Source organism: Phyllobacterium sp. P5_D12 (assembly GCF_054049495.1).
Genome location: NZ_JBFUMG010000190.1, coordinates 1 through 11,155 on the forward strand (window position 1 = coordinate 1; position 11,155 = coordinate 11,155).

Annotated in this window: 12 protein-coding genes; 1 reads left to right on the forward strand and 11 read right to left on the reverse strand. The window is 55.2% G+C overall.

Translation table 11 applies throughout. The features are described 5' to 3' along the window. The 8 genes from ACXJ5O_RS13895 to ACXJ5O_RS13930 form a co-directional block, all read right to left on the reverse strand. Positions 1-928, reverse strand: a 928-nt coding sequence (locus tag ACXJ5O_RS13895; RefSeq protein ID WP_457300401.1) for a sodium/proton-translocating pyrophosphatase, incomplete at its 3' end; no start/stop codon positions are given. A 594-nt stretch (positions 929-1,522) separates the two neighbouring features. Then, positions 1,523-2,029 carry a transcription antitermination factor NusB gene (nusB, locus tag ACXJ5O_RS13900; RefSeq protein ID WP_112530836.1) on the reverse strand — a complete coding sequence of 169 codons (507 nt, stop codon included), beginning with the start codon at positions 2,027-2,029 and terminating at the stop codon, positions 1,523-1,525. A gap of 3 nt (positions 2,030-2,032) precedes the next feature. Continuing rightward, the gene (locus ACXJ5O_RS13905; RefSeq protein ID WP_457300402.1) at positions 2,033-2,494 is read right to left on the reverse strand and encodes a 6,7-dimethyl-8-ribityllumazine synthase; all 462 of its coding nucleotides are present in this window, start codon (positions 2,492-2,494) and stop codon (positions 2,033-2,035) included. Between the two features lie 166 nt (positions 2,495-2,660). Further along, positions 2,661-3,275 carry a riboflavin synthase gene (locus tag ACXJ5O_RS13910; protein ID WP_271893662.1) on the reverse strand — a complete coding sequence of 205 codons (615 nt, stop codon included), beginning with the start codon at positions 3,273-3,275 and terminating at the stop codon, positions 2,661-2,663. Positions 3,276-3,285: 10 nt separating this feature from the next. Then, positions 3,286-4,392, reverse strand: coding sequence for a bifunctional diaminohydroxyphosphoribosylaminopyrimidine deaminase/5-amino-6-(5-phosphoribosylamino)uracil reductase RibD (gene ribD / locus ACXJ5O_RS13915; protein ID WP_457300403.1), 1,107 nt, complete (start codon positions 4,390-4,392; stop codon positions 3,286-3,288). Beyond that, positions 4,389-4,871: a transcriptional regulator NrdR gene (gene nrdR / locus ACXJ5O_RS13920; RefSeq protein ID WP_112551308.1), complete on the reverse strand. Its 483-nt coding sequence runs from the start codon at positions 4,869-4,871 to the stop codon at positions 4,389-4,391. Before nrdR ends, ribD begins: the two co-directional genes overlap by 4 nt. Positions 4,872-5,017: 146 nt before the next feature. Beyond that, positions 5,018-6,310 carry a serine hydroxymethyltransferase gene (gene glyA, locus ACXJ5O_RS13925; protein ID WP_457300404.1) on the reverse strand — a complete coding sequence of 431 codons (1,293 nt, stop codon included), beginning with the start codon at positions 6,308-6,310 and terminating at the stop codon, positions 5,018-5,020. A 171-nt stretch (positions 6,311-6,481) separates the two neighbouring features. Next, positions 6,482-7,762, reverse strand: coding sequence for a L,D-transpeptidase family protein (locus ACXJ5O_RS13930; RefSeq protein WP_457300405.1), 1,281 nt, complete (start codon positions 7,760-7,762; stop codon positions 6,482-6,484). Between the two features lie 429 nt (positions 7,763-8,191). On the opposite strand from ACXJ5O_RS13930, the gene ACXJ5O_RS13935 reads away from it, so the two are divergent. After that, entirely contained in the window at positions 8,192-8,713 is a 522-nt protein-coding gene (locus tag ACXJ5O_RS13935) for a hypothetical protein (RefSeq protein ID WP_457300406.1), read from the forward strand. Between the two features lie 98 nt (positions 8,714-8,811). Here the strand turns inward: ACXJ5O_RS13935 and ldtR are convergent, their stop codons facing one another. The 3 genes from ldtR to ACXJ5O_RS13950 all read right to left on the reverse strand — a co-directional run bounded on the left by ldtR (position 8,812) and on the right by ACXJ5O_RS13950 (position 10,960). Next, a complete protein-coding gene (gene ldtR / locus ACXJ5O_RS13940; RefSeq protein ID WP_457300407.1) occupies positions 8,812-9,327 on the reverse strand; it encodes a transcriptional regulator LdtR in 516 nt (171 codons plus the stop codon). A 138-nt stretch (positions 9,328-9,465) separates the two neighbouring features. Beyond that, positions 9,466-9,894, reverse strand: a complete 429-nt coding sequence (locus ACXJ5O_RS13945) for a DUF6163 family protein (protein WP_112530829.1) — start codon at positions 9,892-9,894, stop codon at positions 9,466-9,468. 10 nt (positions 9,895-9,904) lie between these two features. Beyond that, positions 9,905-10,960, reverse strand: coding sequence for an enoyl-CoA hydratase/isomerase family protein (locus tag ACXJ5O_RS13950; RefSeq protein ID WP_457300408.1), 1,056 nt, complete (start codon positions 10,958-10,960; stop codon positions 9,905-9,907). Between the last annotated feature and the right edge of the window lie 195 nt (positions 10,961-11,155).

Here is an 11,155-nt window from a genome sequence, read left to right on the forward strand (position 1 = left end):
CCGCAAGGCCGAGGATCGACAGAAGCCCCGTCACGATCAGCCCCTTGTAGAGAGCACCCATGATGGAATTATTGGCGCCAAGCTTGACGAAGAACGTGCCGGCGATAGAGGTGACGATGCACGCGCCGCAGATGGCCAATGGGTAGAGCATGACCGCACTGAGGACGGGCGTTGCGGCAAAAAAGATTGCACCGAGAACCATGGTGGCGACGATCGTCACCGCATAAGTCTCGAACAAATCGGCTGCCATGCCGGCGCAATCGCCGACATTGTCTCCGACATTATCGGCGATCGTTGCAGGGTTGCGGGGGTCGTCTTCAGGGATACCAGCCTCGACCTTGCCAACGAGATCACCGCCGACGTCAGCACCCTTTGTAAAGATGCCACCGCCGAGACGCGCGAAAATGGAAATGAGAGAGGCGCCGAAACCGAGTGAGACAAGCGCGTCGATCACAGTGCGATCGGCGGGCCCATAACCCATTGGTCCAGTCAGTATCCAGTAATAGACGGACACGCCTAGCAAGGCCAAACCCGCGACCAGCATGCCGGTAATCGCGCCTGACTTGAAAGCGATTTCAAGCCCCGCCGCAAGACTGCGAGATGCGGCCTGTGCAGTACGGACGTTGGCACGCACAGAAACGTGCATGCCGATGAAACCGGCAAGCCCCGACAGCACTGCGCCAATCAGAAAGCCGATCGCAGCCGTTCCGGTAAGCAGAAACCAGACTGCAAGGAAGACGACGACGCCGACGATGGCGATCGTGGTGTACTGACGTGTGAGATATGCCTGTGCGCCTTCACGAATTGCACCGGCGATTTCTTGCATGCGCGCATTGCCCTGGTCCGCCGCGAGCACCGATTTGGTGGCTAGAAACGCGTAGACAATAGACAGCAGACCGCAGGCAATGACCAAAAACAGTATTGTCATGCCACTCCCTCAGATTTTGACCGGAAAAACCCCTCCCCGGGTCATGTTCGGTACGGCACACAAAGAAATCCGCCAGGCCGGCAGAAACGCGACCGTATGTGTAAGGAGTAGCGAAGCAAATGTGAAAACGTCAAGGTCTTTCGCATCTTAGCGAAACGCAAGACGAAAGTAGGGCTTGCCGCCGCACGGATGGCAGGCCAATGTTCAAGGCGGCGTAGTAGTTGTGTGAGACAATGCGTGGATGCAATTTATAACGAACGAGTCCAATTGTTTGCGACGTTCGTGAACAGCGTAGGCTTCGCGATTTTTGCAGTTGGTGGCGTAGCTCCGATGGTGTCGGCTCTATATGGTCCTACCGGACCGACATTGCTCTTGGCTTCTGTCAGCACCATTTGTATCGTTGTTGCAGGTATCATACACTACAGCGCAAGCACTTTCCTCAAGAGGAGAGGCCGTGACCACTCTGCAAATGCTCTCGTTTTTTATAATGCCCGTGGCAGGTTTAATTCTTGCAGGCGCTGTACTTTTCTATGATTGGAAGTACCCCCCAAGCATCATCGCCCTCACGACTCAAAATAGAAAATCAGAATTCTCTTAACGCCGTGGGCCTTTAACGCCCTTGCTCTCACCGCGAAGTTCAAAAGCCAGTCGATCCAGAACAGCATTGACCAGCTTTGGTTCTTCTTCCGAATAAAACGCCTTGGCGATGTCGACATATTCCGACACGATGACAGCCGTTGGGACATCAGCCTTGTTCTTCAGTTCCCAGATGCCGGCCCGCAAGATYGCACGCAGCGTCGAATCAAGACGTGACAGCGGCCAGTCTTCGGTCAGAGCCTGACGGATCATTGGGTCCAGCGTAGTCTGATCGGCAACGACGCCTGAAACAATGGCGCGAAACCATTGCGGATCGGCATCGAGATATTGCTTGCCATCGACTTCCTTGCCGAGACGGTGTTCCTCGTATTCAGCCACGACCTCAAGCACGCCTGTACCCGCTACATCCATCTGATAGAGGGCTTGAACTGCAGCCAGCCGAGCAACGCCACGTTTATTCGCGGTCTTCACGAGAGGGCTTTGCTCGTCTTTTGGAGAAGGCATCGATCAGGCTCCGAGCTTGTCCTTGAGGGCTATCATGCTCAATGCAGCGCGTGCCGCAAAGCCACCCTTGTCCTTGTCTTCACGCCGTGCGCGCGCCCATGCCTGCTCTTCATTCTCGACAGTCAGAATGCCGTTACCGATGGCAATGCTTTCCTCGACAGCAAGGTCCATCAGCGCGCGACAGGATTCATTGGCGACGATATCAAAATGGTAGGTCTCGCCGCGGATGACCGTGCCCAGCGCCACATAACCATCATACTCGGTCCCGCCATCCTCCGCACCATCAAGCGCAAAGGAAATGACAGCTGGCACCTCGAGTGCGCCGGGAACGGTAACAACATCATAGGTGGCATTGGCTTCATCGAGGGCCAATTTTGCACCATTTAGCAAGGCATCCGACAAATCTTCATAGAATCGCGCTTCCACGATCAACAGATGTGGCGCACGCGCCTTTTTTTTCGACATGATAGCTCCGAAGGGAATAAATCCATCCCGATGGTCATCTGAAGCGATTGTCTGCGCTCCGGTGCTCATGAACCCAAAAGTTCACTGCGCCCCGGTTCTCGAAAACCGCATCAGCTAACCTGTCAAGGTGAATTTCAAAAGGTCTCTTTAGTTGTTGGTTCAGGTCCTAGGCTGATTTCGGATATTCTGCAAGCCGTGCAGCGTATCGCGCCATCTGATCTATCTCGATATTGACCCTGTCGCCAACCTTGCGGTCGCCCCAAGTGGTCACCTCCAGCGAATGACGAATGAGGAGAACATCGAACTCGTTGCCATTGACACCGTTGACCGTGAGCGACGTACCGTCAAGCGCGACGGAACCTTTTTGTGCGATGAACCGTGCAAGTTGCCCGGGCACGCGCAGTGTGAAACGAACGGCATCGCCCTCGTCCTCACGCTTGATGATTTCCGCCATTGCGTCGATATGGCCGGATACGAGATGGCCGCCCATCTCGTCACCGAGTTTCAGCGAGCGTTCGAGATTGATGCGTGTTCCTGTCTTCCAGCCGGATATGGTGGTGAGTCGCAGCGCTTCTTCCCAGGCTTCGGCCTCAAACCAGCGCGCATTGGAGCCTCTTTCGGGAAGGGTCGTTACGGTGAGGCAAACGCCGGAGCATGAAATGGATGCACCGATCTCGATCGTTTCCGGATCGTAATTGGTCTCGACACGCAGTAGCACGCCTTCATTGAGCGGCTTCACCTGACCTATCCTGCCAATATCCGTTACAATTCCCGTAAACATCCGCGATTCCCTAGAGAGGTCTGACATATTCGCTGTAGCGATCTTCACCGAAGCGATATTCATGTGACAGGTTGAAACCACGAGCCATATGGGATTGCAGTGCAGGCACTACAACCCCGCTTTCACTACCAATTGCAGACAGACCTTCGAACAGGGCCAGACGATCCACCAGATCTTCCTGCAGGAACGAGCTTGCGACGGTCGCACCACCTTCAACCATCAACGTTGCTACGCCCTGTGCCGCAAGATCGTCCAGCAGCTCCGGCAGTGCGGTCGCACCGCAATCGGTTTCGGTCGCTAGGATGCGGCAACCAGCAGCCTCCAATGCCTGACGTTTGGCTGAATCAGCCTCTGCATTGGCGGCGATCCAAACCGGAACAGTGCCAGCAGTTCTGACAAGAGAGCTATCAAGCGGTAAACGAAGCCGGCTATCGAGCACGATGCGGGTAGGAGAACGGGCCTCCAGGCCCGGCAAACGGCACGTCAGCAACGGATCATCGGCGAGAACCGTCCCGATACCGACAAGGATCGCATCGGACTCGGCCCGCATGAGGTGAACCTGCGCGCGCGATACCGGACCGGTGATCGCAACCTGCCCGTGCCCCTTGCTGCCGATGAAGCCGTCTCTCGAAAGCGCAATCTTTAGAGTCACTTCCGGACGTTTCTTGGAAGATCGAATCAGGTAACCGGCGAGATAATCRGCGGCTTCTGCCCGAAGCACGTTTTCCTCGACTTCGATGCCGCCAGCACGCAGGATAGCATAGCCCTTACCAGCCACGCGTTCGTCGGGGTCGCTTGCGGCCGAGACTACGCGGATCACGCCAGCCGTCACCAGCGCATTGGCGCAAGGGGGAGTCCTTCCGTGGTGGGCACACGGCTCCAATGTAACGTAGGCTGTGGCGCCTCGGGCTTTCTCGCCAGCTTCGAGCAGAGCCTGTGTTTCCGCATGCGGGCGTCCGCCTATGGCGGTAACGCCGCGCCCCACAATCACGCCGTCCTTGACGATCAATGTTGCGACGGAGGGATTTGTTCCAGTCAGCCCCTGATGGGTGCGTGACAAGCGAATGGCCGCTGCCATGTATCGGTGATCAAGAACAGAAGCTGCCATCGGATTCATTCATCCTTGACAGGTTCGGCTGCTATGTCACCGGCGGTAATCTCATCGATGACATCGTGAAAGTCCTTGGCTTCGCGGAAATTGCGATAGACCGAAGCAAAGCGGATATAGGCAATGTCGTCGATGCCCTTCAGCGCGTCCATCACCAGCCGGCCAATCTCATCGGAGCTGACCTCCGGCTCGCCAGAGCTTTCCAGCTGGCGAACGATACCGGATACGGCGCGTTCCACTCGCTCGGGATCGACCTGCCGCTTGCGCAATGCGATTTCAACCGAACGCATCAGCTTGTCGCGGTCGAAAGCAACCTTGCGGCCGCTTTTCTTGACGACGGAAAGGTCACGCAGTTGCACGCGTTCGAAGGTGGTGAAACGTCCGCCGCAATCGGGACAGACGCGCCGACGCCTGATTACGGCACCATCTTCCGCAGGGCGGGAATCTTTCACCTGAGTATCTTCGGACTGGCAATAGGGACAACGCATCGATGAGCTCTCTGAACACGATTCTAAAATCGCTGCAAAGATAATGTCTTTCGGTGCGAGATTAAAGCGTTCCTGCGATACGAACTGTCAACCAATAGACGTAGGAGAACAATCTCCCCGCTGCCGGGGAGATTGTTGCCACCGTATTATCCAAGGTATGGATAGAGCGGGAAGCGGTCCGTCAGCGTAACGACCTTCTGCTGAACCGCTTTTTCAACCGCTGCATTCCCCTCGTCGGAATTGGCCACTTTCAGGCCATCCAGAACTTCCGAAATCAGATTGCCGATTTCGGTGAATTCTGCCGCACCGAAACCACGTGTCGTTCCGGCCGGTGTGCCGAGGCGAACGCCGGACGTAACAAAAGGCTTCTCCGGATCGAAGGGGATGCCGTTCTTGTTGCAGGTGATATTGGCCCGTCCGAGTGCTGCTTCGGCACGTTTGCCGGTTGCATTCTTCGGGCGCAAATCGACCAGCATCAGATGATTATCGGTGCCGCCGGAGACAATATCGAGACCGTTCTTCTTCAATGTCTCGGCCAGCGTTTTCGCGTTGGCGGCGACATTCTGGGCATAGGTCTTGAATTCCGGCTTCAACGCTTCACCGAATGCAACGGCCTTTGCAGCGATGACATGCATGAGCGGGCCACCCTGAAGCCCGGGGAACACGGCCGAATTCATCTTCTTGGCGATCTCCGGGTCATTGCTGAGGATCATGCCACCGCGCGGACCGCGCAACGATTTGTGTGTCGTCGTGGTGACGACGTGCGCGTGCGGGACAGGAGACGGGTGCACGCCAGCAGCAACGAGACCAGCGATATGCGCCATATCGACCATAAGATAAGCGCCAACGCTATCTGCGATTTCGCGAAAACGCTTCCAATCCCAGATGCGCGAATAGGCCGTGCCGCCGGCAAGGATCAATTTTGGCCTGGTCTCATGCGCTTGTTTCTCGATCGCATCCATGTCGAGGAGGTGATCGTCCTGGCGTACGCCATAGGAGACGACCTTGAACCATTTGCCGGACATGTTGACGGGGGAGCCGTGGGTAAGGTGACCGCCTGAATTGAGATCGAGACCCATGAACGTATCGCCCGGCTGCAGGAGGGCGAGGAAAACCGCCTGGTTCATCTGGCTGCCGGAATTCGGYTGCACATTGGCAAATTCGCAGCCAAAGAGCTGCTTGGCGCGCTCGATCRCCAATTCTTCTGCAATGTCAACGAACTGGCAGCCGCCATAGTAGCGCTTGCCCGGATAGCCCTCGGCATATTTGTTGGTCATGATCGAGCCCTGTGCTTCGAGCACCGCGCGCGACACGATGTTTTCCGATGCAATCAGCTCGATCTCATGGCGCTGACGGCCAAGTTCCTTGCGGATGGAGCTGAAAATCTCCGGATCGATTTCTTCGAGCGATGCGTTGAAAAATGTATCTGCATTCGACATGGTGACAGGACCCTCATTTGCCGGTGGGGAATTCATAGGTAATYGCGGCGCATTATCATACTTAAATACCCAAGGCCAATGGCCGGTACGCGAAAAGCAATAGCCCGAAACCGCCCTAACAAAAAGACCGCCCGAAGGCGGTCTGTTTGTTAGGCATGTGGCCGCTACCGATCAGGTGTTCGTTCCGATCGACAGGGCCGCCTGTCCATCCATCTCGTAAATATCGTCGCGCAGGTGGACGACACCGTCGCCCGTCGACCAAGCGCTCACATAGACAAAATGGAGAGGCACGGGATTGGTGACTGCGATCGGCGTATTGACGCCGGTCTTGATCGTCGCTTCCATCGTCTGGCGATCCCAGCCCGGCGTGTCGCGCAATAGCCAGACGTTCAGGTCGCGAACATTCTGCACGCGCACGCAGCCCGAGGAGTCGAAGCGCATCAGCTTGTTGAAAATGCCCTGCTGCGGCGTGTCATGCATGTAAACCGCATATTGATTCGGGAAATTGATCTTCGTCGAGGACATGGCGTTAATCTTGCCCGGATCCTGGCGGAACATCAGCTTGACCGCATCGTCAGTGTTCCAATCGACGGTCTCCGGCGCAATTTCCTCGCGTGTCTGTTCGTTGAACAGCCGGATCTTGTTGCGCGTCAGATAAGTCGGATCCTTACGCATCAGCGGAATGATATCCTTCTGGATAATCGACTTTGGCGCCGTCCAGTAAGGGTTGAGGATGACTTCCTGAATCTTGGAGTCGAGGATTGGCGTCTGGCGATCGATCTTGCCGACAATGGCTGTATGGCGCTGGGCGACACGGCCGGTTTCCACGGCTTCGATCTGCGCTGCCGGAATGTTGACCATGACATAGCGCGGGCCCTGATCGTCGCTGGCGAGCTTGCGCAGGCGCTCAAGGTTGGTGTGCAGCTGGCCGAGGCGAATATCGGCCGAGACATTCATTGCGGCGAGCGAATATTGCCCCATGACACCATCGGCCGGGAGACCATGACGCGACTGGAAACGCTTCACTGCGGCATCGACATACGTGTCGAAAGAATTCGACAAGCCGGCTGTTTCGGCAAGATCACCGGAAATCATCAGGCGCTTGCGCATGGCTGGAACGGAAGGATCAACAACGCCGAGCTGCAACTTCACCGTCGGCTGCACAGTGGGCCAGCCACCGCCGCTGACAATCTGATTATAGGTATTGATCGCGCTCTCGGTAAATGAAACCGTCTCCGGGCTGGCGATCGGCTGGAAGCCGGCAACTTTTGCGCGTGTCGTCGAGCGGGCGTCAAACTGGTCATCCCAGTTACCGCGACGCGGAGCGGCAAGAATTTCACCAATATCCGTCTGCTGTGCAAAGGCCGATGTTGTTACTGCGGCAAGACCAGCAGTTGCCACACCAGTCAAAAAGGCGCGGCGATCAAGTGCTGATGATCCAAATTTCTTCATATTTTGTCCAACCCAACTGGAAATCTGCCGTCAACCTGCCGCTTACAAAGAAAAACAGCCTCGGTCGCGAAAATTATCAGGAACACTCTTAACAAACAGCAACATTCGCACTGATCGCGCAATTGTGATGGTTCAAATGCCGACCAGCCCTCTCCGGCTGTCTATGGAACTTCACTGAATATGTGATGTGGCATTTCCACGGCAATATGGCGGATTAATGACTGGGTGTCTTCGGCGTCGATATCTCGGAAAACCTGGCGAAATACGACCAAAGACGAATTGACGAGGCACGACCAATAATAGGAATATCATCCTTTATTTAAGGGATTTTATTCATGAATGTTTTTGACACACCGGAATACGCAGGCCTCTATCGGAGCGCGGCCTTCGAACCAACTAGACCATCACAAATATATCGGAAAGAATATTATGCAATCACTGCCAAACGATCCAGCCAATATTACCCACGCCTGCCAAGCTATCATAGGCCAGCCGGTCTGGGGCATCCACCAAGGCCACGGTACAGCATTATTTGTAGAATTTGGTGATCCCCACCTGATCGTTCGTGAGCCGTACAAGGCACCATCGAATGCGAACGAAAAGATGAGACGCAGGGCCGCACAGCGGCAAATTACGTTGAGTGGTCGTTGGAGCTTTCTCGTTTTTCCAGGAACGTGGCTGCTGCAACAGGACGGTCTCTCTATCGAATCTAATGATGTGCAGACCGTGGAACGCGATGCTCGACTGTCAGAATTCAATGGTCAGTATCTGGAGACGGTAGCGTTTGACCCCGCAGCAATCGAACTTAAATTTACCTTCGACCTCGGTGCGACGATGATTATTGGACATAACCCCGAGATTGATGACGAGCTCTTGCTTTTCACACCAAAAGGCGGACGAACATTGGGGCTGCGGCCAGATGGTATTTTGACGACGGACATCGGAGCTTAGATCAGAGCAATCTATGGAATGAAACTCCTTGGCTTTAAACAAACAAAGCCCGCCTTCGTTCCGCACGAAGCCGGGCTTTTGCTGTGGATTGCATGGTCTTACATGCGGTAGGCGATAGAGTCGTTCCAGAAGCGGTCGAGGCGCTGGAGTGCCTTGTTCATCGACTGGAATTCTTCCGCCTTGATGCCACCGACATGTTCGATCGATGCGACATGGCGTTCGTAGAGACCCGCGACCAGTTCCGCGACTTCCGTCCCCTTTTCAGTCAGGCTGACCCGGACCGAACGACGGTCGGTGCGTGAACGTTCATGGGAGATGAAGCCGAGCTCGACGAGTTTCTTCAGATTGTAGGAAACATTCGAGCCCAGGTAATAACCGCGGCTGCGCAGTTCAYCGGCGGTCAGTTCCGCATTGCCGATGTTGAACAGCAGCAATGCCTGGATGGCATTGATGTCGCTGCGGCCATTGCGGTCGAACTCATCCTTCACCACGTCAAGCAGACGACGATGTAACCGTTCGACCAACTGAAGTGCTTCAAGATATAGTGTACGCAATGCTGTATCACTTGGTGTTGAACGCTGGTTCTCACCAGACTTTCTCTGTGTGTTGTTCATAGTACCTGCCTCACTGTTGTTTCGGTGTATTTTTCTCACCGTTGAGGAGACACTATCGAATACGCATAAAATTCGACTTAAAACACAGACTTAACAGTGCGTTACCGCGAATGAATCAATTTCAATCTTAATGAAGACTTACCTGATGGGCTTTGCGTGCTGACGCTTCTGCACAAAAAGCACAATCCGGAACAGAATATAAAGCAGCGCCACGCAGCCATGGACGATGGCGATCTGCGGCCTGTAGAAAAAGTAATTCGAGAAAACCGTAAACATGAGCGTTTCGCCCAATGCGGCCACAAACCATATGACCGGGCCCCAGGATACCATCATCCACAAGCCGGTCGACGCCACGGGATAGAGCATGGCAAGCGAGACGGTCGCGACCTTCCACTGCCAGGGCATCAGATCGAAGCGCCAGAGCATGCCTTCATAGTAGCCGCTGAGCTGCGCCCAGTAGCCGACGCCTGCGACGAGGCAATAGATGGAGACAAGCCGCAGGAACCACACGAAGCCGAGTTGAGCCATTGTCGCGTCGAATGGCAGATGGGTCGGCCTATCACTCATATAAATCTATTCATGTCAGTTGCAGTTCCCGCTCGCCCAGTGATGCAAAATAGGCATCGACCATTTCGGGCGTTATATCGTCAATTTTGGCGGGCTGCCACACGGGCATATTGTCCTTGTCCACAAGAAGCGCACGTATGCCTTCATAAAGATCGTGGCTTTCGAGCATGCGGCATAGAATGCGGTACTCCATCTGCATGCATTGATCCATGTCGAGATCGCGGCCGTCTTCGATCTGCCGGAACGTCACATGCAGGCTCGTCGGCGAACGGGTCTTGATGAGATCGAGGAGCTTTTGCGCTTCCTCGCTGCCATTTACGCCGGCGGCAGCCAGGCGGATCACGCAACCGCCCAGTGTTTTCGAATCGAACAGCACGCCGATCATATCGCGGGTTTTTTCGGGCGTTTCATAGTCCGGATTGATGGTTTTGCCGCGCAGTGCCGTTTCGGGATTGCCGGTTCTAATCAGGCTGCGCCGCAGCTTCTCCTTGTTTTCCGCCTTGATGGCGTGGGTGGCAATGCCACTTTGAAGGCAATCGCCCTGGCGGATGCGATTGCCCGTCAGCGCAAGATAAGTGCCGAAATGTTCCGGAAGATGCGGAAGAAAGGCACTTCCTCCAACGTCTGGAAAGAAGCCGATGCCGACTTCCGGCATTGCGAACACGATATTTTCTGTGACGACCCGATACGAGCCATGGACGGAAATTCCAACGCCGCCACCCATGCAGATGCCATCGATCAACGAGATATAGGGCTTCGGAAAGTGCCTGATATAGGCGTTGAGGCGGTACTCTTCGGCAAAGAATTCGTAAAAAGGCTGGCCGGACCGGCCAGCATGATAGACCGCGAGAATATCGCCGCCAGCGCAAAAGGCCCGTCCCTCACCCTCGACAAGGACGCAATGGACATCCTGATCGGCCGACCACGCGACAAGTGCACGATGCATCGCACTGACCATGTTCCGCGTCAGGGCGTTCAAGGCTTTCGGCCGCGTCAGGCGAATAAGGCCAGCCTTGCCGCGGCGCTCGAATGCGACTTCCCCCTCGCCGCCGAAATCGATCTCCATGCTCCCCTCCGAACCTTCGTAGCAGAGGTTAGGAAACTCTGGCACACCGCGTCAATGGATCACATCTAAGGCCGGGCATCTTGGTCAACAGGACGTTCCCTGTTAAAACAATTCCAAACAACGAGGAAATGCCAACGTTCGGCTGAGCAATCATGAACAAACATCCAACGTTTCAAACACGTGCGGCAAGAACAG